Here is a 25484-nt window from a genome sequence, read left to right on the forward strand (position 1 = left end):
AGATAGTTACTTGCTAGGGTTGCCGTCATGGCACGGGACTCCAGCGCTACCAAGGCCCGTCTGCTCGACGCCGCCTTCACCGAATTCGCCGCCTACGGCATCGCCGGCGCCAGGGTGGACCGGATCGCCGAGAATGCCGGCGCGAACAAGCGGCTGATCTACGTCTACTTCGGCAACAAGGAGCAGCTGTTCGACGTGGTTCTGGACCGGGCTCTGCAAGAGGGCGCCGAGGCGGTGCCCTTCGACGCGGCCGACCTGCCCGGGTACGCCGGCGCGATCTTCGACCACCTCGTCGCCCGGCCCGACCTGCTGCGCCTGCGGCTGTGGAAACAGCTGGAACGACCGAGCACCACGGGGCTGGAACCGGATGCCTTCCGGCGCAAGACCGCCGAAGTGGCGGCCGCACAGGAGAACCACAAGATCGCCCCCGGGATTGCTCCGGCAGACGTCCTGACCATGGTGCTTGCCGTGGCCCAGGCATGGTTCTGGAATGCGGAAGACCCCGATGCCGCGACGGACGATCACCCTTGGCCGGCGCGGCGGCTGGCCGAGCACCGGTCGGCGGTCGTCGAGGCCGCGCGCCGCATCACGGCTGCGGACGGGGCCGCTTCCCCGGGCTCCGACGCGGCTGCGTGACCCCATCGTGCGGGGGCCGGAGAGCGGACTCGCTTTCGTACCCCGCTCACCGACTCGGCGGGCGGCTCACCCCCGTGCGGCGGATACTCCTGCGTAGGAACCTGTGAGAACCACGAGATCGAACAGGGAGCACCATGTCTGGGCAGTTCGAGGCAGAGGTCGAGATCGACCGCCCCATCGAGCAAGTGTTTGAATTTCTCGCGGATGGCGAGAACGACCCGAAGTTCAGCCCCCGCGTGCTGGCGATCAAGAAGACCACGGGTGGGCCGACATCCGTCGGCACGGTCTACCGGAGCGTGGTCAAGGACGCCGGTATGAAGACCCGGCGCGAGTTCCGGATCACCACCTACTCCCCGCCCACGCGGATCCGCTGGGAAGAGACCTCGAAAAACCTGATCACGGGTGCGGAAGGCGGCTACGACCTCACACCGCTCCCCGACGGACACACCCAGCTGAGGGTCTACAACGTCCTGGAGGGCCACGGCGTCGGCAAGCTGCTCGAAGGGATCGCTGTCGGCGCGGCCCGTAAGGACGCCGGCGCATTCGCCCGGCGGATCAAGACGGCAGTCGAAGCCGGCTGACCCCCTGCAGCCCCGCAGCCCCCGCCGCCCCGGCGCGCCGGTGATCCGTCGCTTGCGCGGCGTCAGCATCAGGCGGACTCTGGACCTGATGAGGCAGGCCGGTGAGGGCGTCATGAGCTACGCAGGAAAGGCGGCCAGGGACGCCGACTTCCGCGGTCCGCTGGACGTGACAATGGCTGCCACATTCGTGGTCGACAGCCAGGACATCGTGATCGGCTGGAGCCCTGCGGCGCAGGAGCTCCTCGGATATGTGCCGTCCGAGATCGTCGGGCGTCCCATGAGCACGTTCCTGGTGTCCGCAGCCGAAACCGGGACCGGAACGCCGTCCGCGTGCGAGCCCTCGTCGGCGGAGCACCCCGCCGGCGTTCCGGTCCTGACCTTGCCGCAGCGTGACGTGCAGGTGGCCGTCCACCGCGACGGCCACCGTCTGCAACTCGTCACCAGGCACTGTCAGCTGTCCGGCACCGGATCCGCGCAGCGGGTCGTGGTGGCGGCCGACTGCGGCCGGCTCGGTGATTGGGAGTCCCGGCTGGCCATGCTGGACGGACTGGCCACCCAGTCACCGCTGGGCTTCGCCATCTATGACACCGAGCTTCGCCTCGTCTGGTGCAACGCCGCCTCCGAGATGGAGCTCGGCCTGCCGAGCGCGGAGGCCCGGGGCAGGTCGGCCGGCGAGCTGTACCCCGGTGGGAGGTTCGTGACGCCGGGCTACCCGGAGACCCTGGACGCGGTCATGCGCAGGGTGCTGGACACCGGAGAGCCGATCATCGACCTGCACTTCCGCGGACAGCAGCCCAGCGCGCCCGGGAGGGAACATCTGTGGTCCTGTTCGTACTACCGACTGCAGGATCAGAACGGCCAGGTGCTGGGCGTGTGCGAGGACGCGTTCGACATCTCCGACCGCCACGAGGCGCAGCGCCAGCTCAATCTGCTGGTGGAGGCCGGCCGTCGCGTCGGTACCACGCTGGACGTGATCGCCACGACGGACGAGCTGGCCGCGGTGGCGGTCCCCGAGTTCGCCGACCTCGTCGAAGTGGACCTCGCGCCGGCCGTGCTGAGCGGCGAGGTGCCGGACATCGCTGGTCCGGCGGGCAGCGAGCTGATCCGCGCCTCCTCCCGCTCGGTCTCCCCCGAGCACACGGCGGACGCGATGGACACGATCGACGCGATGGACGTGGTGGACACGGTGGACGCGGCGGGCTCCGCGGGATCACCGAGTCGCGAGCCGCATCCGGTGGTGTACGCGGACGGCTCGCCCCAGCACCGCAGCCTCGCCTCGGGTGGGCTCGTCCTCGATGAAGACACGCTGGTCGTGCCGCTGCGCGCGGGCGGCAGCTCCCTCGGCCTCGTCACCTTCGTACGCCACAGCGGGTCGGGGATCTTCGACAAGCCGGCCGTCGCGGTGGCGGACGAGCTGGCCGCCCGGGCCGCGGTGTCCCTCGACAACGCCCGCCGCTACACCCGCGAACGCACTGCGGCCCTCGCGCTTCAGCGCCAGCTCCTGCCGCAGTACCTGCCGCCCAACTCGGCGGTCGAGGTGGCCCATCGCTATCTGCCGACGGACGCGCTGAGCGGTGTCGGCGGCGACTGGTTCGACGTCATCCCGCTCTCCGGAGCACGCGTCGGGCTGGTGGTCGGAGACGTGGTGGGACATGGGCTCCACGCGGCGGCCACCATGGGGCGGCTGCGTACGACCGTACGTGCCCTCGCCCCCATGGACATTCCCCCCGACGAACTCCTGAAGCGGCTGGACGACCTCGTGGGGCAGTCGGCGGAGGCCGGCACGGCCCCCCTCGGCGCGGCCCCCGACGACGATGTCGCGGCCGGGGCCACCTGCCTCTACGCGGTCTACGATCCCGTGTCGCGACGCTGCACCATGGCTCGCGCGGGCCATCTGCCGCCCGCGGTCGTGGAACTCGACGGACGGGTCAGCTTCCCGGATCTGCCGGCCGGTCCGCCTCTGGGCCTCGGCGGGCTTCCCTTCGAGTCCCTGGAGATCGAACTGCCGGCGGGCAGTCTGCTGGCCCTGTTCACCGATGGACTGGTCGAGTTGCGCAACCGGGACATCGACAAGGGGCTGGACACCCTCGGGAAGGTCCTCAGCGAGAACTCGGGTTCTCTGGAGGATCTCTGCGACCGTGTCATCACCGAACTTCTCCCCGACAGCACGACCACCGATGACACGGCCCTCCTGCTGGTCCGCACCCGCGAGCTCGACAGCCGCAGGGTCGCCGTCTGGAATCTGCCCGCTGAGCCGGTGGCCGCCGGTCGCGCGAGGGAGCTGGTCGCCGGCCGGCTGACCGACTGGGAGCTTGAGGAACTCGTGTTCTCCACCGAGCTGATCGTCAGCGAGTTGGTCACGAACGCCATCAGATACGCCGAAGGGCCGCTGCATCTACGGCTCATCCGTGACCGCACCCTGGTGTGCGAGGTCGCGGACGCCGGCCACACCGCGCCCCACCTGCGCCACAGCGCGGACGACGACGAAGGCGGTCGCGGGCTGTTCATCGTTGCCCAGCTCGTACTGCGGTGGGGCACGCGCTACACCCGCGAGGGCAAGACCATCTGGGCGGAACAGGCACTGCCCACGGACTGAGAGATGTCTTCCGCGTGCCCGGGGGGACCCGTGCGGACTCAGGAACAGAATTCCGCGATGGTGTCGGTGAGAATGCCGGTCAGGCGCTCCAGCGAGGCCAGCTCGACGTACTCGGTGGCCGCGTGGGCACCCGCGCCGTCGACGCCGAAGAGCAGGCAGGGGATGCCCGCGCGGGCGAGGAGGGCGCAGTCGGTCCAGAACGGCTCGGCGCGGACCACGGGCGGGTGCCCGAGCGACTCCCCGGCGTGGCGGGCCAGGGTGCGGACGATCGGCGCCTGGGGATCGGCCTCGAAGGGCTCTCGGTACAGGCCACGGGTCAGCCGGTACCGGAAGTCCGGGACCGTGACGACGAGTTGGTCGAGTACGGCGGTCAGCTCCCGTTCGACGCTGTCGGCATGTCGAAGGTACCGCGGCCGAACATCTTGCCGTCCCGGATCTCCGGGTCGAGGGGATCGCCGTCGTAACCGGCGAGCCCGACCGTGTCGAGGTGGCCGTTGAGCATGAGTGACCGACCGCCTCCGACACCGCGGGCGATCGCGACGAGCGAGGGACGCCCCGGACGTTCTTCCAGGCGATGCACCTCGAACCCCTGGGCGGCAAGCCATGCGCCGCAGAAGTCGGCGACGGCGGTCTCGCCTGCCCCGCCGGGTACGAGGTCGGGGTTGGCGGAGTCGAGGGCGGTCAGCCGGGCCAGGAGACGAACGGGGTCGCGGTCCAGGAGCTCGGAAGCCGTTGGGGTTGCGGGTGGTTGGGGCAGCATGGGGGGCCTTCCGGCGCGTTGCCGCGCCCGGGGAGGGCGCGCCAGGGAGCGGGGTCTCGACGGCGGATCCGTGATCAGAGCACCGTGCACCAGGCGTATCGCATCGGTCCAGCGAAGGTTTCCGAGCATGAGCCATCGGAAATTCCGAACACTCGCGAGGCCTCCGAGCCTTGTCCGCGCCGTTCAGGCGCCGGTCCGGGCCGTCAGTTCCGTCACTGCGTGCTGGAGAGCACGACGGGCGGCGATGACGGCGGGGTGTCGGCTACGGCCCTGGCGTACGGCGGTGAAGATGCGGCGGGTGCGTTGGCCGCGCGGGAGTGTCTGCAGGGCGAGCGTCGGTGATTGCCCGTTCCATACGAGGTCGGGCAGCAGGGCGACGGCATGGCCCTGTTCGACCAGGCGGAGTTGGAGCAGAAGGTCGGTGGTCTCGAAGCGCACATCGGGCTCGAAACCGGCGTTGCGGCACAGGGTCATGGCCCAGTGGCGGGCGGCCGTGCCCTCGGGCTCCATGGCCCAGGGCCGATCGGCGAGCGCGCGCAGCGACGCGGTGGGGCCGCCCGTGTCCTCCGACGGCTTTCCGGACAGGGCGAGGTGAAGGGGGTCATCCAGCAGATCTTCCTGTTCTACGCCCGACGGCCGGGGATTGGGATTGCCCGGGTACTCCTCGGCCACGACCAGGTCGAAGTCGCGGGCCTGGAGGGCGGACAGGGCCACTTCCGGAGGCATCTGTGCCACATGCACCCGCAGGCCCGGGTGCTGGTCGCGCAGCAGGCTCAGCGCAGGTGGCACCAAGGTGAGGGCAGCCGTCTGGAACGAGGCGATGCGCAGCATGCCGGTCAGGTCGGTCAGCGAGGTGGCTATGTCCGCCTCGGCGCGCTCCAGCCGCTCCAGCACGGCCTCGGTGTGCGAGACCAGGATCTCGGCCTGCTCGGTCAGCCGTACCCGCCGGCCCACTGGCTCCAGCAGCGGGACACCGGCCTCCGCCTCCAGCTGAGAGAGCTGCTGGGAAACGGAGGACGGGCTGTACGACAGGGCTGCGGCGACGGCAGCGAGGGTGCCGCGGTGCTTGAGTTCGCGGAGCAGGCGCAGCCGGTGCAGGTCGAACATCGGCAGATCGCTCGCTTTGCTCGGAGGCTTGATTCATCGGTCCCACTGATGAATATAAGTCGGAAACATTCGCTGGACCGATGATGCGGGACGGCCGCAGGCTGAGGGCGTGCTTGAGAACGCTTCTTCCACGAGGGCGCTGCCCTGGTTCGCCCGGCCCGCTGCCCGGTCCTGGACCTGCGCACCCGCGCCTGCCGAGGTACGGGACTTTCACGCCGCCCTGCCCGGCTATGCCCCCACCCCACTGAGAGAACTCCCCTCCCTGGCCGCTGAGTTGGCGGTCGGCCGGGTTTTCGTCAAGGACGAGTCGTCCCGCCTGGGCCTGCCGGCCTTCAAGGCGCTGGGCGCTTCCTGGGCGATACACCGTGGGCTGGCGGAGCAGGCGGCCCGCCACCCGGGCACGGCGCCCGCCACGCTGATCAGCGCCACCGACGGCAACCACGGCCGCGCGGTGGCCCGGTCGGCGCGTCTGCTCGGCCGGCGCGCGCACATATTCGTTCCCCGGGGCGTCCATCCGGCGGCCGTCGCGGCCATCGGATCCGAGGGGGCGGACATCACCCGCGTTCCCGGGTCGTACGACGACGCCGTACGGCAGGCGGCCGACGCGGCCGAAGCCGCTGCGGACGCGGTCCTGATCCAGGACACCGCCTGGCCGGGCTATGAGACGATCCCGGGCTGGATCGTCGAGGGCTACTCCACCCTCTGCGTCGAAATGGACGAGCAGCTCGCTGCCGCGGGAGCCACGGCGCCGGGGCTCGTCGCCGTCCCGGTGGGCGTCGGGTCCCTGGCCCAGGCCGTGGTGACCCACTACCGGAGTCGTCCGTCCGGACCGGCTCCGGCGCTGCTCTCCGTCGAACCGGAGGCCGCGGCATGCGTCATCGAGAGTCTCGATCGGGGTGAACCCATCAGCGTCATCACCGGTCACACCGCCATGGCCGGGCTGAACTGCGGCACCCCGTCCAGCATCGCCTGGCCCTGTCTGCACGGCGGGCTCGACGCCGCGGTCGCCGTCACCGATGCCGCGAGCGCCTGCGCGGCCGCCGACCTCGCGGAACTCGGTGTCTCCTCGGGCCCGTGCGGTGCCGCCGCTCTCGCCGGTGTCCGCGCGGCGCTCACCGGAAAGGGCGCCGAAGAGCGCCGTGCGGCACTGGGGCTGGGCCCGGCCTCGGTGGTCGTACTGCTCAGCACCGAGGGCACGGACGCCAACCCGCACTCCGCCGTCGATCAGTAACCGCCTCGTCCTGATACGGCGCTGCCCACCCCGTACGACTGATGGGAGACCGACCATGACTGGCCCCACCCCCGACAGCATCACCGTCAACGGCGACCGCCGGTCTCGCCGCCGCACAGATCATCGTCCACCTGCGGGCCATGGTCGACTCGGGCTCGTACGGCGACCTGCGCGCCACCGTCGGCCATCTGACCGTCCACCCGGACCTGACCAACATCGTCCCGGCCCGCGCGGAGTTGACCGTCGACCTGCGCAACCCCGATGACGCCCAGATGGCCCGTGCCGAGGGGGACTTGGCCGCGTTCCTGCACGACCTGGAGGGGAGTCGGCCGGGTCTGTCCCTGGCCACCCGGCGGATGGCCAAGACCTCCTGTGTCCCCTTCGACGAGGAGGTGCAGAAAGTCATCGCCCAGGCCTCCGACGACCACGGCCTGCCGCACATCTCCCTGCTCTCGGGGGCCGGCCACGACGCCCAGGAGATCGCCGCTCTCTGCCCCACCGCCATGATCTTCGTGCCGGGCGAGTACGACGGCATCAGCCACAACCCTCGCGAATACTCCACGCCCGAGGCGTGCGCCCACGGGGTCGACGTCCTCGCGACGACCCTTCTGCGGCTCGCCAATCAGGACTGAACGGCTGCGGCACGATTGAGGCGTGCCGACTGACCACGGGCTTCAGGCAGGGGTGTCGGTGCCCGCACGAGAGGTCTGCAGCAAGGTGCGCGCGGCGTCCTTGGCCTGGCGGGCAGGCTCGGGGGAACCGTGGATGGCTGCCGTGGTCATCGCGCCCTCGGCGAGCAGAACGAGGTGGTCGGCAAGCCAGTTGGGCGCTTCCGCCGCAGCCACCAAGTCAGCGACGTAGTCCCGGAACGCCTGCTTGTGAGCCTTCGCGATGTCGGCCACGGCGGGGGATGTCCCGCCCATCTCCCCGAAGGAGTTGATGAATCCGCAGCCACGGAAGCCCGGCTCACTGAACCAGCGGTACAGCCAGTCGAACACCGCCAGGATGCGCTGGGTCGGCGATTCGACGGTCTCCACATACTGGGCCAGCTCGCTCAGCCAACGCGCGTCCCGCCGTCGCAGGTAGGCCTCGATCAGCGAGTCCTTGGAGGGGAAGAGCTGGTAGAGGCGCTTAAGCGGAACGGCGGAGGCGGACCGTATCGCGTCCATCCCCACAGCCCGGATGCCCTGGCCGTAGAACAACTCCTCGGCCGCGTCGAGAACTCGCTTCTCGGCCTCTTCGCGATCCACTTCAGCCACCTCCTCCGGGGGAACCATCGTTTTCGGCCCGCACCGCCGACCGACCTCGGCGACGAGACTCTACAGACCCAGGTCACTCAAGCCCGGGTGGCCATCGGGTCGCCGCCCCAGGGGCCACTGGAACAAGCGCTCCGACTCCTTGATGGGCAGTTCGTTGATGGAGGCGTAACGGTGATGCATCAGCCCGTCATCACCGAATTCCCAGTTCTCGTTGCCGTAGGCGCGAAACCAGTTGCCCGAGTCGTCGTGGTACTCGTAGGCGAACCGCACCGCGATGCGGCTGCCGTCGTGGACCCAAAGCTCCTTGATGAGCCGGTAGTCGAGCTCCCGATTCCACTTCCTGGTGAGGAAGGAGACGATCTCGTCGTGGCCCGTGGCGAACTCGGCGCGGTTTCGCCACCGAGAGTCCACGGTGTAGGCGAGGGCGACCTTTTCCGGGTCGCGGGAGTTCCAGCCGTCCTCCGCAAGCCGGACCTTCTCCACCGCGGACTCACGGGTGAACGGCGGGAACGGAGGGCGCGGTTCGTGTGTCATGTCAATTCCTTCGGTCAGGCACTCGTGGTCGGGCTCTCGACGAGAACGCACGTTCTCCACTTCCGGCACACTAGCGAGAACGATGGTTCTCACGCAAGGGCAAGGCGGTCGGGAGTCGTCCGCGAGATCACCATGGGTAGCGGGTTCAGTCCGCGCAGTGAATGAGGCCGGCTGCCTTCTTGGCCGCCAGGATCCGCCGTACGCTCGCCTCGACGTGCGCCCGGAGTGCCGGCTGATCGCGTTCGGCGTTCAGGACCGCGGCTGTCATCGCGGGGATGTGGTCGGCATTCACGGTCAGCACGAGGTCCCCACCGGCGCGAAGGAAGGCCAGAGCGCGCTGGGCCGGAGGCATGGACTGCACCGCGGCCGCGTTCCCCAGGTCGTCCGAGATGACGACCCCGTCGAATCCGAGGTCCTTGCGCAACGCGTCCTCGATGACGATGGGCGAGAAGACCGCCTGACGCGCCGGATCGATACGGGTGTACGTCGCCAGGGACACCATGACGAACCGGGCGCCGGCCGCCATGCCCTCTCGATAGACGGTGAGGTCACGGGAATCGCGGCCCACGACGGTATCCGTGACCTGCACAGTCGTGTCGGTGTTGCCGCGAACACTGCCCAGTCCGGGAAAGTGCTTGAGCGTGGTCAGCACGCCCGCCTGCCGGAATCCCTTGATGAACGCGGCGCTGTGACCGGAAACGGCTTCCGCGGTGTAGCCGAACTGACGGTCGTAGCGACCTATGGGGCCATTGGCCCGTCCCATGCCCGAGGAGACGACGTCGGCGACGGGCGCCAGGTCGAGGTTGATGCCCGCTCCATGCAGTTCGGCTGCCCATTGTGCCGCCTGCTGACGCAGCCGCTGCTCACTCCAGCCGCCCTGGGCCAGAGCGGGTGGGATGTCGGTGAAACCGGGCCCGCGCAGCGGCTGCACCTGGCCGCCTTCCTGGTCGGTCGAGACCAGAGGGGCGATGCGGCTCTCTCCGACAGTCTGGCCGAGCAGACCCACACGCTCCGTCACGGCCTTGATCGCCGACGCGCCGGCGCCACTCGGTCCCATGAGGATCACCGAGCCGACATGGTGGTTGCCCAGGGCGGCCAGGCTCGCCGCCATGCTCCCTTCGCTGCCCGGCCGGACACGCACCCCCGCCACGAACAACTGGCCGACCTTCTGGGCGGGCGTCATGTGCGAGCCGATCCGGTCGAGGCAGGTCGCCGTCGAGGGTTTGGGGGCCACTGGGGGAGGCACGGTGCCCTGCTGGGGCCTCGCCCCGGTCAGGTCGGTCCCGCCGCCGCAGCCCGAGAGGAACACCGCACAGACAGCTGCCAGAACGATGAGCCGAGAACCCGTGGATCGCGCCCTCCGACCGTGCCCGCGAATGGGAGCTGTTGCCCGTCCCATGGTGTCACCCCTCCAGTGCCCGGCCCCGGGGGGTCGACCCGGGCGCCGCTTTCTGTGGGTGAGTGGCATGAGAGGCGCGATGAGTTCGCAGGGCCTTGCGTGACGTAGGCCACAGACAGGGCGAACAGCCCGTGCGCAGTATGAACACAATCCACCAACAAACTAGCCACAACGACCGGATTATGACACTGTGCGCGGTGCGGGACACGGCCCCCACCTGCGGTACCTCAAAGTTCGTTCGCGCATCCTCCAGCATGAGGAGGGACTGCATGACCTCCCACGGCCAACACTCCGACCAGGACTCGGCGCATGCCGCCGCGCTGTACCTGAGCAGCCTCGACCACACGTCGCTGTACTCGAACGTGGAACTGCGTCAGGCGATCAGCGAGACGATGACCGCCCTGGACGACCCGGCCGACTTGGCTCCGGTCTACAAGGAATGTCTCTGGGGGCCGGGAGCCGTGGGGGACGATGTGCGGCGAGCCCGTCGCCGCTGGGCCCAGCAGATGGCGGACGACCTCGTGAGGCCCGCGGCCCAGCCGTAGTCCCGCGCCGAGGAGTGGTCCCACTCCAAGAGCCCAAGGGGTGCCACAGGACAGCACACGCTCCTGGGGCACCCTGTGTGACCCGGGCGGCCGGTACGGAGGCTTGGACACGGGGTTCATGGCCTTCATCGGTGGGTCGATTCCTCGGGTGGGCGGGCGGCCCGGTGGGCGGGCGGCCCGGTTGCCGCCCGCTTCGTTCGCTCTCCACCCTCGCCTCCGGTTCGGGCCCGTACGGTCGGCGTTCCGGCTGCCTCGGCGCCGCGCGAAGGACGACACCGAGGTCATCCGATCGGTAGACCACCCGGCTCCCGCTCAGCGTCACTATGGACGTGTTTGCCAAGTTCAGCCCCGCGCGGCGGGTCGCTGGGGCACAGGGACACAAGCGTGAGGGGAGGCAGACGCCGGATGCGGGAGCGGCCGTACGAATCGAGCGCCGTCGACAGCCGGTGGCTCGGCGTCGTGATGCACGGCGGCGTTCTTCCTCCTGCTCGGCGGTGCGCTCGCCCGCTTCCTCCCGCGGCATCCCGGCGAGCCGCGCACCCCGTGGATCATCGCGCTGTCCGTCGTGCTCGCCGTACTGCATCTGCTGGGTCCCCGGACGGGGGGCATGGGCCCACGGCCCGCACGGCGGCGCTCGGCGTGGCTGTGGCTGGCGCTGGTCGTCGTGGTGTGGATGGTGCTGGTCGTGCTGGCACCCGGCTTCGCCTGGTGCGCCGTGCCGTTCTTCTACACCGGCCTGCGCATGCTGCCGTCCCGCGCCCCCCTCGTTCTCGTGGCGGTCCTGACGGCGTTCGTCGTCGCCGCGCAGGTGCAGCTCGCCGGGCGCTTCGACCCGAACCTGGTGCTCGCGCCGCCCGCGGTCGCCGCCCTCGCCGCCGCGGACGCGGCCTGCCCCCGGCGGTCGCCGGGGGCAGGCGGAGCGATACGTCGTATGGGTACTGGGCCGGCCGGTGGTCGCCGTCCTTCACTCCTGCCGCAGGCAGGTCCCGGCAGCCCGGCGCACCGGCTCAGAACTCGAGTTCATGCTCGATCTCCGCCAGCTCTTCGGCGGTGCCCTGGACCTTCGGGCCCTTGAACCAGTTGTGCGCCGAGACCAGCCACCACACTCCGGCGAAGCCGAGGACGATGAGGACGGCGATCGGGGTGTAGTTGAAGTTCTTACCGGTGACAGGGCTGGCCGTGGGCAGCATGAACAGGACGGTGATGATCAGCGTCCAGGCGACGGCGATGATGCCGATCGGCCGGCTCCAGCGGCCGAGGTGCCAGGGCCCCCGCTCGAAGTTGTTGCCTTGGAGCAGCCGCAGGAAGACGGGCATGACATAGGCGATGTACAGGCCGATGACGGCGATCGAGGTCACGGCCGCGTACGCGGTGGCGTTCCACAGATAGGGCAGGCCGAGGACGAAGGCGCCGCCCGCCGCCAGCCAGACCGCGTTGGTGGGTGTCTTGGTCCGCTTGTTGATGCGGTGCCACACCTGCGAGCCGGGCAGTGCACCGTCCCGGGAGAAGGCGTAGATCATGCGGGAGTTCGCGGTGACCGAGGACATGCCGCAGAAGAACTGGGCGCCGATCGCGATGAGCAGCAGGAGCTTGCCACCGGTCTCGCCGAGGGCGTCGATGAAGATCTGCGCCGGGGGCACGCCGGTCGAGCTGGTCAGGGCGCCGTCGTAACTCTGGATGGCGAAGGTGATGCCGAGCAGGAGGACCCAGCCGGCGACGAGGGAGACCAGGATCGACATCACAATGCCGCGCGGTCCGGCCTCGGCCGCGTTGTGGGTCTCCTCGGTCATGTGCGCGGAGGCGTCGTAGCCGGTGAAGGTGTACTGGGCGAGCAGCAGGCCGAGGAGTCCGACGTAGAAGCTGGAGCCCCAGCCGGTGCCGTTGACGAAGTGAGTGAAGACGAAGTCCGCCGACTGGTGCTTCGAGGGGAAGATCACGAGCGCGCCGACGATGATCAGCACGCCGAGGATGTGCCACCACACGCTGACGTTGCCGAGGAAGGAGACGAGTTTGACGCCGAAGGTGTTCAGCGCGCCGTGGACGGCCAGCACGATCCCGAAGATCACGATGGTGTGTCCGGGCGTGGCGGAGAAGCCGAACTGCAGGTCGAGCAGTGCGTTGAGGAAGAAGGCCGCGCCGAAGTCGATGCCCGCGGTCACCGCCACCTGGCCGAGGAAGTTGAACCAGCCGGTGAACCAGGACCAGGCCGCGCCGTGGGACGGAGCGAGCTTCGCCGCCCAGTAGTACAGGCCGCCGGCCGTCGGGTAGCTGGAGCAGACCTCGGCCATGGCCAGGCCCACGAAGAGGGTCATGATGCCGACCAGTGGCCAGCCCCAAGTGATCATCGCCGGGCCGCCGGTGACCATGCCGAAGCCGTACAGCGTCAGACAGCCGGAGAGGACGGAGATGATGGTGAACGAAATGGCGAAGTTCGAGAACGCCGACATCGAACGCGCCAGTTCCTGGGCGTAGCCGAGTTCGTGAAGGCGTTGAGCGTCTCCGGACAGAGCCTTCTCGCGCTCCGGCTCCGTCACTGACTTGTCGGTGGGCATACGGGCCTCCTCGGGCTCTGGTGGCCGCCGGTGGATCCGACGTACCGCTCCCCGCCTCAATCAAAGGTTTGGTGCGATACCTTTGCGGTCGATGCCGCCGAGCGCAAGAGTCTGGCGTTAAACACCGGTTACGAAAAGGCTTCGACACCGCCGTCGCGCCCCGGGCCGTCCGCAACCACTTGTCGATCAATGGCCTGCCTCATTACCTTAAGGACTTACGCGGCAGGATCGACGGAAGCCAGCGCACGCGGATACGCGCCGATATGACGGCTCGTCACAACGGTGCGATCTGGTGGATCCCCTTCGCGCTGTACCTCCACGACTGTCTGTGGCCGAGGGACCGAAGGCCTCAACTCCCTGCGGCTGATTGAGACAAGGCGGATCGGCCTGCGTATCGCTGCACAAGGACGGGTGTCCGACGTGGCATGCCACAGACGTCGACCGAGGAGGACTGCCCATGGCATTCGACGACGCCGATCCGCGGCGAGCCCTCGCGTCCGCGGAGGACCCGGCGCAGGACATCCGGGCTTCCTTCCGGGCGGTTCTGGAGGCGCTGGACGCCGCGCGCGCCGACCTTCATGCGCTGGATCGGGAGCAGCACCGCAGCCCAACGACCGAGGGCGGCGACCTCCCCGGGTACGCGCCCGGGGTCGTGGAAGCCTCCGTGGTGGAGCCGTTGTGGGCACGCGAGAAGGGTCCGCAGGCGCCTTCGCCGCAGCAGGCCGCTGAGCCGTCCACCGGGGAGTACGGGGGCCCCGGGCGCGGGGAGCCGTCGCCGTTCTTCACTCCCCGGGTTCATCCGCGGCAAGGCACCGTCCGGAGAAGTGACTCATCTGCGGGTCGCGCCCCCTCCTCCACACCGCAACGCTGGGCTCCGCCCGTGGCCAGGTCCGCCGCCCCGGCTCCCGCGGCGCCCATGCCCCCGCCCCCGGTCCACCCGCCCGCGCAGAAGCATGGCCGCAAGCACCGGAGGTCCATCGACCCACGGCACGCCCGCGTCGCCGGAGTCTTCGGACTGGGCGCCGTAAGCGGTGTGTTCATCGCCTCTTCCCTCCTCACCAACGGTCACAGCGCACCGACGGCGCCACCCGCATCCCTGGGGCAACCGGACCAGCCGGAGCCCGGCAGCACCGCCCCGCTGCCCGAGATTCCCGGCACGGGGGTTCTGCGTCCGGGCGACAGCGGCCATGGCGTGTACGAGTTGCAGGTACGTCTGCTCCAGATCCCGCAGATCTACGACCGCGGCGCGATCAACGGCCGGTACGACACCAAGGTCCGCCAGGCTGTCGCCCGCTTCCAGCAGCGGTACGGCATCCGCGGGGACGAGCTCGGCGTGTACGGGGACAACACCCGCCAGGCCCTCATGCTGCGCACGAAGTAGCCGTACGGGGATACCCGCCGCGCTGCCCGCTGTGCTGCCTCCACCGGGGTGAAAGCAACCACCCCGAAGGACGCGGCGAGGTCCGTCGGACCGCCCCGTGGAGGCGCCCTGCCGCCTCATGACCTGTCACGGGAGAGTGATGCCACACGGGTGTGCGAGCGGGGCGGAGGGCGCAGTGGACATGCTTGCGGCCGGTGGCGGCATGAGCGGGACCACCGCCGGCACCCTCATGTACATCTGGTTCTTCCTGGTCGCCCTGTCCACCGTCCACGTCGCGTTCGACGCGTTCACCAAGAACCCCGAACTCACGGTCATGAAGTGGGGCTGGGTCCTGGTGACCCTCTACATCGGGCCGATCGGCGCCGCGCTCTACGTGCTCTCCTGCAAGGAGCCTCGGCCGGGGACCCACGAGAACTTCGTGGCGCCCCTGTGGAAGCAGGCCTTCGGATCGACCATCCACTGTGTGGCGGGCGACGCCACAGGCATCGTGCTGGCAGCCGTCATCACCTCGGTGATCGGCCTTCCGGCCTGGGCCGACAGTCTGACCGAGTACATAGTGGGCTTCGGCTTCGGACTGCTCGTATTCCAGGCCCTTTTCATGCGCGACATGCTCGGTGGCAGCTATCTGCGAGCCGTCCGTTCGACGGTGTTCGCGGAGTGGCTGTCGATGAACTGCGTGATGGGCGCCATGGTGGCCGTGATCGTCATCGTCCGGAGCCATGTGCCGGGCACCCACGACGCCGCCGGTGTGCGCTTCTGGACGACGTTCTCCCTGGCCGTCCTGGCCGGTCTGGCGTTCGCCTGTCCCGTCAACGTCTGGCTGGTGAGCAACCACCTCAAGCACGGGATGGGAACGGTACGTGTGCTGGGCGAAGGCGGCGAGCCGATCAGCGAACCGCCGGCCGCAGCCGCCCCGCCCGGCACTGAAATGACCATGCCTCGCCCCGAGGTGACCCGGGAACAGAAGGCCGCGATGGCGACGCTGACCCTGGTCTTCCTCGCGTCCGGCGTGCTCCTGGCTGCCATCTTCGGGGACCTCGGCCGACGGCCTTGAAGGCGGGACGCGCCTCCTGCTCGGTTCAGACGCGCCTCCTGCTCGGTTCAGCGGTCCGTGTCCGAGGCCGCGTCCCGGTCGGCCGCGGCGGCGGCGGACTCGGCCGCGTCGACCTTCTGCCGCATCTGCGAGTAGCCCGACGGCGTGGCCATGGGTGCCGTCGGCGTTGCCCCGTCGTGACCGGAGCAGCCGACGGCCAGGGCGGCCAGGAGGGCGATCAGTACCGCAGAGTCCTTTGCGCGCGTCAACTCGCTGCCCTGCCGCCGTTGTTGTCCTGGCACCACGTCCTGACGTCGGCGAGGTCCTTCTGCCGCTGCTTGAGCGTCGGTACCAGCGCCTTACGGGTCTTCAGCCGGTCCTCGAGAAACGTGGCGATCTCGGTGTGGCCCGCCTTCTTGGCGTTGTCCACGCGTCGCTCCAGCCGGGCCACCGAACCCCGGGTACCGGCCCCGGCGTCCAGCCGCTTCAGCGCCCGCTCGATCCGCCGGTCGATCTTCGGCACCCGCTTGCACAGTGCCTTCGCTCCGTCGCCGGTCGGTGCCGGTGCGGGGGAGCTGTCGGCCGCGGCCGCGCCGGTGCCGGTCGCGAGGAGCGCGGCCGTGGCCAGTCCTGCCAGCAGGGTGCGGCGCCTTCGCCGGATGTCCATCACATGCCTCCGTTCCCGGACGGACCGCTCGGCCGCCCGTCCCGCGGCAGGCTATGAGCGCTCTTTGGGGAAACTCTGTGACCGGTATGTCCCGTCTGTTCCGATCAACCAGTCACGGCGGTCGGGCAGTTCACCCGCCGCGGCCGGCAGCCGCACCTCGAAGCGCGCCCCCGTTCCGCCCGGTGCGTCGCTGACGGTGACGCTGCCCCGGTGCAGCGCGGTCTGCTGGGCCACCAGCGTGAGGCCGAGCCCGGAACCGGCGCCGGCCGGGCCGCGCCGGAACCGTTCGAAGATCCGCTCCCGGTCCGGCTCCGGCACCCCGGGGCCGTCGTCGTCCACCGTGAGCACGATCCACTCGCCCGCACGCCGCATTCCGACCGTCACGCTCACCCGCCCTCGCGCGTCGGCTCCGTGTGCCACGGCGTTGGCCAGCAGGTTGTCCAGCAGCAGCCGCAGTCCGGGTTCCCAGCCGCGCACCGTGATGCCCGCCAATGCGTCCAGCTCGATCCGCGCGCCGGGCACGCGGCGCCCGGCGTCGGCGACGGCCGCCTCCGCGATCTCCGTCAGGTCGGCGGTGCGGAACGCCTCCGCCTCCACCAGGTCCCCGCGCCCGAGGTCGCGCAACATCACCAGCAGGCCCAGCAGGCGGCCGTGCTCACGGCGCAGGTCCACGACGACTTCCGTGCGGTCCGCCTCGGGCAGCTCGGGGTGGTCGGCCAGGATGTCCAGGTTGGTGCCCATGCTCATCAGCGGAGTGCGCAGTTCGTGGGCGGCGGCCGACGAGAAGGAGCGGGCCGTGTCCAGCGCCTCGCCGGTACGGGCGGCCTGCTCGTCATAGCGGGCCAGCACGGTACGCACGGTGGCGGCCAGGTCGTCGACCTCGGTGACTCCGGACCGCTCCAGTGGCGGCCGGGCACGGTCGGTACGCGGGTCCAGTCCCGCGGTGCTGCGGGTCAGCCTCCGCAGCGGCGCGGCGGCACTCGCGGACACGCCCCAGGCCAGCAGGCCGGACAGGGGCGCCGCGAGCAGAGTGGTGACCAGCACCCGGCGCCGGACCAGCCGCTGCCGGCCCCGGTCGGCGGTGTCCGGCGCGAACACCCACAGCGTGCCGGAGGCGAGCGGCGTACGTACCCGGCGGGCCAGCACCCGCCAGCTGTCGCCGTCGGCACGCACGGTGACCGGTGTGCCGGTGCGCGCGGGCAGCCGTACGTCGGGCGCGGGCTGCGGTCCGCCGCTGAAGGTGCCGTCCGGTCCCACCACCCGCACGCCCAGGTCGAGCGCCGCGCTGTAGAGGGCACGTTCACGGGTGTCCGTCGCCCTGGGCCGGTCGGCCGCCCCGGCCCGCAGCAGCGCCCTGGCGTCGGGCACCACGGCCGCCGCCCGTTCCCGTAGATGATCGTCCTCGGCGCGGTGCAGATCGCGGGCGACGAGCTGGAGAAGCAGCCATCCGGAGGCCAGCACCAGCAACGGCACCGTGCAGCCCACCGCGAGTCCGATCCGCGCCGACAGCCTCACGACTCCTCCCGCAGTACGAAGCCGACCCCGCGCACGGTCTGGATCAGCCGCGGTGCGCCGTCGGCCTCCAGCTTGCGCCGCAGATAGCTGACGAACGTGTCGACGGCATCGCTGCGCACGTCGAAGTCGTAACCCCACACCCGCTCCAGCAGCTGGTCACGCGTGAGGACGAGCCCGGTGTTGCGGGCCAGCACCTCCAGCAACTCGAATTCGCGCCGTGTGAGGTCGAGCGGGCGTCCGCCCCGCCGTACGGTGCGGGCGGCGGGGTCGATCAGCAGGTCCGCCACCCGCAACACCTGTTCCGGGACGGCGGGCGGCCGGCGGCGCAGCAGCGCACGCAGCCGCAGCACCAGTTCCTGCAGGGCGAACGGCTTGACCAGGTAGTCGTCGCCTCCGGCCTGCAGCCCGGCTATCCGGTCGGCGGTCTCGTCGAGCGCGGAGAGCATGAGCACCGGCAGATCCCGGCCGTCGGCGCGCAGCCGCGCGCACACCTCGATGCCGCTCATGCCGGGCATCGACACGTCGAGGACCAGCACGTCGGGCGGACCGTCCGCGACGGCGGCGAGCGCGCCGAGCCCGTCGGGTGCGGTGCGGACGGCAAAGCCGCTCAGCCGCAGCCCGCGCTCCAGCGACCGCCGGATGGCCGCGTCGTCGTCCACGACCAGGACAGTCCCCGGGGGTGTCGCCCCGCCCATGCGCGCCTCCCTCGCCCGCAGTCAGCGCCCGCCCGGCGAGGCTTCTCCCGTCCGCCGACAGCGCGGGGTCAGCGTACGGCGCTTCTTCTGTACGTCGGCAGCCTCGGCCTACCCACAGCTGACGAAGAGCGTTTCGCGAACCGATCCCGATCGATTCACGCCGACCAGGTGGGTGGGCGACAGCAGATCGCCAACGGGGTGCGACGGAGTCCCCGATTGCGAGAGCACCCATCGCCTGCCCAGTCGCACGGTAAGGGAGTCGAGTCGGACGTCCCAGCAGCCGCCTCGCCGCGTGAGGGAGATCGCGGACAGGGGCGGCACAGCGAGATACCAGAAGGCTCGCGCCGGTATGGCCAGGGCATGGATGAGGGCGGCCCGGACGACGGCTGCTTCGGTGACGGCCACGGCACGGTCCGTGCCCGGCGCCACGCCGCTCAGCCAGTTCGCCGTACGGCGACAGAGCTGTAGTACGGACTCACCGCCGTGTGGTGCGGCATCCGGGTCCGTGAGCCAGGCGGTCAGACCGTGCGGATCGGTCGCGGCGATGTCGTCGACGGTACGGCCGCCCCACTTGCCGAGGTCGACGTCGCGCAGTGCCGGCTCGCACGCTGCCGTCAGGCCGAGGGCGTCGGCGGTCTGCAGGCAGCGCAGCGAGGGCCCTCGCAGGGCCCGCCCGTGGGGAGCGAGTGCTGCTCGGGCGGCGCCTGCCTCACGCAGGCCGCGCTCGTTCAGGGGAGCGTCACCGAGAAGTGCATCCAGGGTGGCGTCACCGCCGGGCGCACACAGAAACGTCAGGCGGATCGTCATAGGACGGACCTCCTCCTTGGCCCGGCACGGTCGGTCCGGGACGATCAGGGCGTGTCCCAGGACCGACCACTCATGAACTCCAGGGTCGGGTGGAAGGCGCCCGGTGCGACATCCGGCGGGTGTCCGGAACCGACCCGTCAACCGGCTGGCACTCCCCCGCCAACCGGCCGGACTCGGCCGGCACACGCCACCGGATTTGCTCGGCCCACCGGCTCGGCTTCACCGCGCAGTAACCATGCGTCGCACCCATATCACCTCAGGGTGACGTGCATACCGCCACGGGTCAGGGCATCGAGGGTCTCGGTGAACAGGTCGTAGGGTCGGCCGTCCGGCGTCAGGATTCGGGAGAGGAGCTTGCGCGCGGCCGCGGCGTCGCGCCAGAGCAGGACCCCGGGGGCTGTGTAGCCGAAGGTGCCACGCAGGCAGTCGTCGACAGCGGCCGGACAGCCACCGAAGTAGCCACCCGGGCCGTTCACCGCCTCACCGAGTGCCAGGTAGAGGCCGGGTACATCGGTGATGTGCCGGCCGTCGAGCTCGTAGGGGTGGCCGGACGGCCGGTCGCGGTGCGCGCGCCGGCAGGCCCTGTCCCGGACGAGGTCGAGCCAGGCCCCGCGCCGCCGGGTGTCGAGTTCGGCCCAGGCGCCGGGGGTGTCCGGCGGCCCGGAGAACCACCGTTCCCACAAGGGCCGTACATATTCCGGGACGGGCGTGAAGAGTTTTCCGTCCAGCTCCAGGTCGATCAGCTCCGTCTCCGGATCCGTCCCGTAGGCCGAGGGACGCCAGGCGCTGACTTTGGTCCACAGCAGCGTTTCGGTGAGCGGCTCACCCCGGTCGTCCCGTATCTCCAGGGCTGCCTGCTCCAGGTCAAACGCCCGCCGGGTGCCCTTCGACAGTGCCTGCCGCAGTCGTTCATCTGGTGCGAGCCCCCGCAGGACGAGCGGGGGCGCGTCCCGCTCGGGCGGCAGGACGCGGGCGAACTCCCGGCACGAGCCCAGCCACCGGTACTCGTCGTGCACCCGGACCACGCCCCGGTGGCCCTCGGGCGGGCCTTCGTAGTCGTCCAGGCCGGTCACGACGAGGCCGTCCGTGCCGGGGTGACGTCCGAGGCTCTCCGCGTCTTGGAGGAGCCAGGGCTCGGATTCACGGTCCTCCGGCACCAGCCACACCCGGCTGCCGACCCAGCCACGCACCTCGGCCTCTTCCGGTTCCGGAACCCAGTCGAACAGTTCGTACGTCCCGCGCCGCGGGGACCCGAACAGTCCGTCCGCTTCGGAGCACACGCCCCAGATGTGTCCGTTCTCGGTGTCCGTCAGTGTGTATCGCGCCCGTCCGCGATGGTCCCGGTCCTCATGCACGGTGGGAATCATGCCTGGAGCGGGAATCGACGGCGAAGCCCTTTTCTCGCAGTGCTCGCATTGCTCGCGGTGAAGACCGGCGAGCCGGTCGCGGCCCGGGCGATGTGGGCGGCGACCGGCGACAGCTCAGAACTGTTCGACGAAGTAGGGATCGACGGTCATCCAGCCGTTGCCGGCAGCCCCGTTGAGACGACCGGAGGAGTTCTTGGACAGGGTGTACCACGACTCCACATAGTCGGGGTCGTCGGTGAACCAGGAGTCGGGCATCGCCGCCAGTACCGCGTTCACCAGCGGGATGTAGGTGCCCTGGTCGGTGATGGTGAGCAGGGCCGTGGTGAGGGCCTGGGCGAGCGACTTGTAGTTGGTGCCGTCGTCGTCCTCCATCATGACGACGTCCGCCAGGTTGTACTTGTAGTTCGACCAGTTGACCAGGATCTGGTTCGGGTAATACACCTTGCCGTCGTAGTCCAGGTACGGCATGTCGACCGAGTCGACGCGCGCCTTGCCGTCCTGCCCGAAGCCGGTCACGAGCGAGAACATCTCAGCCGCACCCTTGAACCAGGGCTCCTGATCGTCGTTCACCTCGACCGCGGTGACCTTGGTGGCCCACCAGCCCGCCGCTGCGGCCGCGTTCGCGCGCCCGGCCTGCGGCGCACCGAGGCCGTTGTCGGCGAGGGCCTTCGAGAGCACCCGCAGACCGGCCCGGTGCGCCTTGGCGGCGTCGATGTCCACGACGTACAGGGGGAATTCGGGTACGTGTGTCGCGTCCACGGAATGACGACGGCCCAGGCTGTCGTAGGCCGTGATCACCCTGGCGTGGTCGTCGGAGGCGGCGACGGCGACCCAGGGGGTGACGTCAGCGCTCAGACGTGGGCGCATGGAGGGCGCACCCAGGCGTATGCGGAGCAGCGAACCGATCGACGCGGGAAGCCCCTTGAGGCCTGCGACCTGCCGGTTCGCGCCGGACACCGACGATTGCAGCCGCGCTCCAGCGGGGCTGCCGGCCTGGTCGGTGAGTGCCTGGAGGTCCACCTCATCCGTGCTCACAGCGGCCGCACGCACCTGTGCGCGCCATGCGGAGTGCGACAGCGAGGACGCGAGCGAACGTGCGATCGCCTCCTCGACTCCACGGACCGAGGACTGCGGGGCGGCTGCGTGTCGGGGCCCGCGCTCTGCCGGCGCGGAGGCGACCGCGGGTTGGGCGGTTCCGATGACGACGGCGGACAACATCACGCCGATCAGTGCGTTGCGTCTCCTGCGTGCTCTACGCATCGTGATCTCCCTTCACTGGGGATGCAATGTTTTGCACATGACAACTCAATTCAGCGGCGGATCAGTGGGTGAGTGGCTCAGCCACAGCGGCATCAGTGAAGCAGCCGCGCGAACGGCCCGTCAATCCTCCATCCACAGGCTCCAGTTGGGCGTCCGAAGGAAGCGGACACGCGGCTTCGGACCGGCTCCACGACGAAGATCATGACGGCGCGCGTGGTGCCGTCGCAGCGGAACGCCGGGGCACGATCGGCGCGCAGACGGATGAGAGGCTGTGCGGGGTCAGTCGAACGCGACGACCAGGCGCACGCCGTCATCACCGAAGCGGCCTGCCAGGGCCTTCATCACGGCGAAGACGTGTGGCCAGTGCGTTTCAGGTCCCAGGACAGCGCCAATTCGTCGGTGAGGCGAAGCGAGTTCCGCCCAGCTGACCCAGCTCGCGCCGTACAGGTCGCCCCCCGCAACCCAGGGCCCCAGCTTCGCACGCATGCCGCTCGACAGATCGACGGGAAGGCCGCGGTCCGGTGCGAGCGGTTGGAAGCCCGCGTAGTTGCGCACTCCGAAGAGACAGCCGAAGGCCGCGTAGTCGGTCTCGTCATACAGCGGCCAAAGGTCCATGGCGGCCACCCACGGCTCGCCCTCGTAGTAGTCGGTGTCGACGCCGGGGTGACGAAACTCGATGCCGCCGTGGATGTCCGTACTCACGATGCGGCACCGTAACGCATCAGATCCCTTCCAGGGCGCGGGGTCCGCCCCGTTTCACGTACCGTCACCGATGGGTAACAACAGGACGCAACGAATCACAGGCGAGTCCGGGGGTGGGCCAGTCTGGGTCCGACGGGCCGGGACCCGTCGCGGTCGAGTAGAGATTGAGACGCCGTAACGGCTCTGCACATTCAATATCGGGGGGCGTATGAACAGCGGATGGTGGGGCAAGGCGCTTCGTGGACTATTATCTCTCTTCACCGTAGCCTTTGCCACGGGCGCCTATTACTACGGAACGTTGGCCGGAAACTCCAAATCCAATTCCGACCAATCATTCTACATTGGCGTCGGTGTCACTTTTACCGCAGGTGCCGCTGTTCTGCAGCTCATTTCAGAGCGATCCAGGAGGATTGCCGTCCGGGTGGCCGAAGATGCCACAGCTCAACTCACCCGAGCACTTCAAACCGGCCTGAATCCCGTATCCAGGCACATGGGTGAATTGATCGACGCAGGCGTGCGGGCGCACGATGCCGATAAGAATCGTGCGAAGGGGCAGATACTGACCTCCACCCTGGAGGCCGCGGTCATGGGTATCAGTGCAGACTCGCGATGCGTCTACTACGAGCTGGATGCCGCATCAAATAAACTCAATATACTGGACTACCGGGGTCGCCCCAATCCACCGCGGAGCGAATTTGATTACGACCCGAGCAAGCCGGGTAATGTCGCCCTGATCGACCTGGTAAAGGTCGGCGGTGAGTATCCACCCACGAACATCAAGGATGACCCCGATATCAAGCCCACGCCTGGAAGTGGGTATCAAACGCTCGCTGCGGTTTCGGTCAAGGTGGCCGGCACACCCAAAGGGGTTCTCATCGTCGATGCTCCGAAAGCCGGCAGTCTGGATGCCTCCCACCAGAACCTCCTGCGGGTTCTGGCGAACCTATTGGGGGCCTCAATTGAGCATCCTTAGCATTCGCCTATTCAATAGCTGGAGGGGTTAGATGCAAGGCAGGTTCAGGCGTGGAGAACCGCGTCCAGACGACGAACTGGAACTGCTTGAGGTTCTTCTTTCCAATCCGGAGTACGCCGATGAGATCTTGTCGCGCTATAACGGTGAAGCGCGCCGTGATCTGTGGGAGCGCTCGGCTGCGTTGCAGGCGCGTCGCGTCGTGGCGCAGCGAATGGCCGTGGCCTCGCAAGGCGGTCCGGGAGACAAGACGGCTCTTCTCGCCGCATCAATCACCGCGGCTGTGGTGGCTGCATTTGTCGGGGCACGGCAGGGAGTGTGGGCTCTGGTACCCGGAGCGATCGTTCTGATTGCCGTGGGGGCACTTATCGAGACGTTTCGACGTGAGGCCCGGGATCGCCTCCGCAGTTCTGGACGGTAGCCTCCGGCTGGAGCGCAAGGGTGTCGCGCTCAGTCGTCAGATCAAGGGCTGCCACGGGGTGGTCGGCCCACACAGGTGAACCGCCGATCCACGGTACGAGCACGGTGACGGGACGAAGCAGGCCGTGGACGTCCGCGACACCCGCCGAGGGGAAGGCCGAAGGCAGTGAACAGCTGCGGTTGCGCCACCAGACCAACCGTTCCCGGCCACCGATCACGGATGCGGGCGACTGCGGATCTACAGCCTCGGCCGCGGAGCACACCGCAGCCTCGCGGAGATTCGCACAGGCGAGCTCCGCGACAGGGAGGGGCGCCTGCCGGGAACGTCGGGCGGTGGTCCTGCGACGACGTTCCCTCCTCGACCCGGGCTCCAGGCGACGTATCGCACCGACCCGGAAACCCCTCGAAACAGCCCACCGCCACACCCGGGGCGGAACGGTTGTACCGCCTCAGTTCACCGCCTTCTTCACCAGCTCGCCGATCCTCGCCTCGTCCGCGGCGGTCAGCTCCTTCAGGGCGTAGGAGGCCGGCCACATGGCGCCTTCGTCGAGGTTCGCCTTGTCGCTGAAGCCGAACGTCGCGTACCTCGCGTTGAACTTCTCAGCGCTCTGGAAGAAGCAGACGACCTTGCCGTCCTTGGCGTACGCGGGCATCCCGTACCAGAGCTTCGGCGCGAGTTCCGGCGCGCTCGCCTTGACGACGGCATGGATCCGTTCGGCCATGGCCCGGTCCGAGTCCTGCATCTCGGCGATCTTCGCGAGCACCGCGGCCTCCTCCTCGGCCGCCTTGTCCGCACGCGATCCGCGTCGCGCGGATGCCTTCAGCTCCTTGGCCCGCTCCTTCATCGCCGCCCGCTCCTCGTCCGTGAACCGCTCGGACGACCTGTCGGCAGCGACGGCGGTGCTCTTCTTCTCTACGTCCTTCACAGCGGTTTCCTCACGTTGAGCGGATTGAATGGGTACATCTTCATGCTGGAGAGGTGGCGCGGCCCAGGTCATCCCCACGCGCCGGCGATCTGGCGGGTCGTGGCGTTGAGCCGGTTGAACAGGTTGGTGACGCCGATCACCAGGACGATCGCGGCCAGTTGCTTCTCGTCGAAGTAGGTGGCGGCCGTGTCCCAGACCTCGTCGCTCACCGGGTCGGGACGGTCGGCCAACCGGGTCGCGGCCTCGGCCAGCGCGAGGGCCGCCCGCTCCTCCTCGGTGAAGTACGGGGCCTCCCGCCAAGCGGCGACCGTGGCCAGCCGCTCGTCGCTCACTCCGGCCTTGCGGGCCGTCCTGGCGCCGCCGTCGACACAGGCGCTGCAGCCGTTGATCTGGCTGACACGCAGATGGAGCAGCTCCAGCGTCTGCCGGTCCACTCCACCGGAGTGCGCGGCCTTGAGGATCTCCTGGATGGGCTGCATCGCACCGGACAGTACGACGGCGGGGTTCCGCATACGGGACTGCATTTCGGTCTGCTCCTCTT

The 25484-nt window shown here is 69.4% G+C and carries 25 protein-coding genes and 3 pseudogenes; 11 read left to right on the top strand and 17 right to left on the bottom strand.

Going from position 1 to position 25484, the window contains the following annotated elements; translation table 11 throughout:
* Window positions 1-27 precede the first annotated feature (27 nt).
* From ACZ4EG_RS24395 to ACZ4EG_RS24405, 3 genes are all read left to right on the top strand, one after another.
* Window positions 28-636 carry a TetR/AcrR family transcriptional regulator gene (locus tag ACZ4EG_RS24395; protein WP_467792075.1) on the top strand — a complete coding sequence of 203 codons (609 nt, stop codon included), beginning with the start codon at window positions 28-30 and terminating at the stop codon, window positions 634-636.
* Between the two features lie 134 nt (window positions 637-770).
* Complete coding sequence (locus ACZ4EG_RS24400; RefSeq protein ID WP_467792076.1) at window positions 771-1217, top strand: SRPBCC family protein; 447 nt, start codon at window positions 771-773, stop codon at window positions 1215-1217.
* 112 nt (window positions 1218-1329) lie between these two features.
* The gene (locus tag ACZ4EG_RS24405) at window positions 1330-3813 is read left to right on the top strand and encodes a SpoIIE family protein phosphatase (RefSeq protein WP_467792077.1); all 2484 of its coding nucleotides are present in this window, start codon (window positions 1330-1332) and stop codon (window positions 3811-3813) included.
* A gap of 38 nt (window positions 3814-3851) precedes the next feature.
* On the opposite strand, the pseudogene ACZ4EG_RS24410 reads toward ACZ4EG_RS24405, so the two are convergent.
* From ACZ4EG_RS24410 to ACZ4EG_RS24420, 3 genes and pseudogenes are all read right to left on the bottom strand, one after another.
* Window positions 3852-4322 (bottom strand): annotated as a pseudogene (locus ACZ4EG_RS24410) (M20/M25/M40 family metallo-hydrolase); the annotation flags it as partial.
* Window positions 4256-4702: pseudogene (locus ACZ4EG_RS24415) on the bottom strand (hypothetical protein); the annotation flags it as partial. The pseudogenes ACZ4EG_RS24410 and ACZ4EG_RS24415, both read right to left, overlap by 67 nt.
* Window positions 4703-4756: 54 nt before the next feature.
* Window positions 4757-5680 (bottom strand): LysR family transcriptional regulator, encoded by a 924-nt coding sequence (locus tag ACZ4EG_RS24420; protein WP_467792078.1) that lies wholly within the window; start codon window positions 5678-5680, stop codon window positions 4757-4759.
* 109 nt (window positions 5681-5789) lie between these two features.
* Between ACZ4EG_RS24420 and ACZ4EG_RS24425 the strand changes: the two genes are divergently transcribed.
* The gene (locus ACZ4EG_RS24425) at window positions 5790-6911 is read left to right on the top strand and encodes a diaminopropionate ammonia-lyase (protein ID WP_467792079.1); all 1122 of its coding nucleotides are present in this window, start codon (window positions 5790-5792) and stop codon (window positions 6909-6911) included.
* Between the two features lie 140 nt (window positions 6912-7051).
* On the top strand, window positions 7052-7543 hold the full coding sequence (locus ACZ4EG_RS24430; protein ID WP_467792080.1) for a M20/M25/M40 family metallo-hydrolase: 492 nt from the start codon (window positions 7052-7054) through the stop codon (window positions 7541-7543).
* Between the two features lie 42 nt (window positions 7544-7585).
* Here the strand turns inward: ACZ4EG_RS24430 and ACZ4EG_RS24435 are convergent, their stop codons facing one another.
* The 3 genes from ACZ4EG_RS24435 to ACZ4EG_RS24445 form a co-directional block, all read right to left on the bottom strand.
* Complete coding sequence (locus ACZ4EG_RS24435; protein ID WP_467792081.1) at window positions 7586-8188, bottom strand: TetR/AcrR family transcriptional regulator; 603 nt, start codon at window positions 8186-8188, stop codon at window positions 7586-7588.
* 42 nt (window positions 8189-8230) lie between these two features.
* Entirely contained in the window at window positions 8231-8704 is a 474-nt protein-coding gene (locus ACZ4EG_RS24440) for a nuclear transport factor 2 family protein (protein WP_467792082.1), read from the bottom strand.
* Window positions 8705-8849: 145 nt separating this feature from the next.
* Window positions 8850-9938: a glycoside hydrolase family 3 N-terminal domain-containing protein gene (locus tag ACZ4EG_RS24445; RefSeq protein WP_467792083.1), complete on the bottom strand. Its 1089-nt coding sequence runs from the start codon at window positions 9936-9938 to the stop codon at window positions 8850-8852.
* Window positions 9939-10372: 434 nt separating this feature from the next.
* On the opposite strand from ACZ4EG_RS24445, the gene ACZ4EG_RS24450 reads away from it, so the two are divergent.
* Window positions 10373-10648 (top strand): hypothetical protein, encoded by a 276-nt coding sequence (locus tag ACZ4EG_RS24450; protein ID WP_453548803.1) that lies wholly within the window; start codon window positions 10373-10375, stop codon window positions 10646-10648.
* Window positions 10649-11053: 405 nt separating this feature from the next.
* Window positions 11054-11528: pseudogene (locus ACZ4EG_RS24455) on the top strand (sensor histidine kinase); the annotation flags it as partial.
* Window positions 11529-11655: 127 nt separating this feature from the next.
* Here the strand turns inward: ACZ4EG_RS24455 and ACZ4EG_RS24460 are convergent.
* The gene (locus ACZ4EG_RS24460; protein ID WP_467792084.1) at window positions 11656-13200 is read right to left on the bottom strand and encodes an amino acid permease; all 1545 of its coding nucleotides are present in this window, start codon (window positions 13198-13200) and stop codon (window positions 11656-11658) included.
* A 457-nt stretch (window positions 13201-13657) separates the two neighbouring features.
* On the opposite strand from ACZ4EG_RS24460, the gene ACZ4EG_RS24465 reads away from it, so the two are divergent.
* Both ACZ4EG_RS24465 and ACZ4EG_RS24470 read left to right on the top strand, forming a co-directional pair.
* Entirely contained in the window at window positions 13658-14581 is a 924-nt protein-coding gene (locus ACZ4EG_RS24465) for a peptidoglycan-binding domain-containing protein (RefSeq protein WP_467792085.1), read from the top strand.
* A 202-nt stretch (window positions 14582-14783) separates the two neighbouring features.
* Complete coding sequence (locus ACZ4EG_RS24470; RefSeq protein ID WP_467792086.1) at window positions 14784-15635, top strand: DUF4396 domain-containing protein; 852 nt, start codon at window positions 14784-14786, stop codon at window positions 15633-15635.
* Window positions 15636-15682: 47 nt separating this feature from the next.
* Here the strand turns inward: ACZ4EG_RS24470 and ACZ4EG_RS24475 are convergent, their stop codons facing one another.
* The 8 genes from ACZ4EG_RS24475 to ACZ4EG_RS24510 all read right to left on the bottom strand — a co-directional run bounded on the left by ACZ4EG_RS24475 (window position 15683) and on the right by ACZ4EG_RS24510 (window position 22627).
* A complete protein-coding gene (locus ACZ4EG_RS24475; RefSeq protein WP_467792087.1) occupies window positions 15683-15883 on the bottom strand; it encodes a hypothetical protein in 201 nt (66 codons plus the stop codon).
* Window positions 15880-16281 (bottom strand): hypothetical protein, encoded by a 402-nt coding sequence (locus ACZ4EG_RS24480; protein ID WP_363299221.1) that lies wholly within the window; start codon window positions 16279-16281, stop codon window positions 15880-15882. The genes ACZ4EG_RS24475 and ACZ4EG_RS24480 overlap by 4 nt, the downstream gene beginning before the upstream one ends.
* Before the next feature lie 51 nt (window positions 16282-16332).
* Window positions 16333-17796, bottom strand: coding sequence for an ATP-binding protein (locus ACZ4EG_RS24485; protein ID WP_453548791.1), 1464 nt, complete (start codon window positions 17794-17796; stop codon window positions 16333-16335).
* The gene (locus tag ACZ4EG_RS24490) at window positions 17793-18491 is read right to left on the bottom strand and encodes a response regulator transcription factor (RefSeq protein ID WP_390708027.1); all 699 of its coding nucleotides are present in this window, start codon (window positions 18489-18491) and stop codon (window positions 17793-17795) included. The genes ACZ4EG_RS24485 and ACZ4EG_RS24490 overlap by 4 nt, the downstream gene beginning before the upstream one ends.
* Window positions 18492-18599: 108 nt before the next feature.
* Window positions 18600-19298, bottom strand: coding sequence for a histidine phosphatase family protein (locus ACZ4EG_RS24495; RefSeq protein ID WP_453548788.1), 699 nt, complete (start codon window positions 19296-19298; stop codon window positions 18600-18602).
* Between the two features lie 251 nt (window positions 19299-19549).
* Window positions 19550-20665, bottom strand: coding sequence for a barstar family protein (locus tag ACZ4EG_RS24500; RefSeq protein ID WP_467792088.1), 1116 nt, complete (start codon window positions 20663-20665; stop codon window positions 19550-19552).
* Window positions 20666-20779: 114 nt separating this feature from the next.
* Window positions 20780-21925 carry a DUF3103 family protein gene (locus tag ACZ4EG_RS24505; protein ID WP_467792089.1) on the bottom strand — a complete coding sequence of 382 codons (1146 nt, stop codon included), beginning with the start codon at window positions 21923-21925 and terminating at the stop codon, window positions 20780-20782.
* Between the two features lie 279 nt (window positions 21926-22204).
* Complete coding sequence (locus ACZ4EG_RS24510) at window positions 22205-22627, bottom strand: hypothetical protein (protein ID WP_467792090.1); 423 nt, start codon at window positions 22625-22627, stop codon at window positions 22205-22207.
* Window positions 22628-22835: 208 nt separating this feature from the next.
* Between ACZ4EG_RS24510 and ACZ4EG_RS24515 the strand changes: the two genes are divergently transcribed.
* Window positions 22836-23600 carry a GAF domain-containing protein gene (locus tag ACZ4EG_RS24515; RefSeq protein WP_453548777.1) on the top strand — a complete coding sequence of 255 codons (765 nt, stop codon included), beginning with the start codon at window positions 22836-22838 and terminating at the stop codon, window positions 23598-23600.
* 31 nt (window positions 23601-23631) lie between these two features.
* Window positions 23632-24018 (top strand): hypothetical protein, encoded by a 387-nt coding sequence (locus ACZ4EG_RS24520; RefSeq protein WP_467792091.1) that lies wholly within the window; start codon window positions 23632-23634, stop codon window positions 24016-24018.
* Window positions 24019-24466: 448 nt separating this feature from the next.
* On the opposite strand, the gene ACZ4EG_RS24525 is transcribed toward ACZ4EG_RS24520, so the two are convergent.
* Both ACZ4EG_RS24525 and ACZ4EG_RS24530 read right to left on the bottom strand, forming a co-directional pair.
* Window positions 24467-24862 (bottom strand): iron chaperone, encoded by a 396-nt coding sequence (locus ACZ4EG_RS24525; RefSeq protein WP_467792145.1) that lies wholly within the window; start codon window positions 24860-24862, stop codon window positions 24467-24469.
* A gap of 149 nt (window positions 24863-25011) precedes the next feature.
* Window positions 25012-25467: a carboxymuconolactone decarboxylase family protein gene (locus ACZ4EG_RS24530; protein WP_453548776.1), complete on the bottom strand. Its 456-nt coding sequence runs from the start codon at window positions 25465-25467 to the stop codon at window positions 25012-25014.
* Between the last annotated feature and the right edge of the window lie 17 nt (window positions 25468-25484).

It is taken from the genome of Streptomyces sp. NPDC025638, from assembly GCF_055558775.1.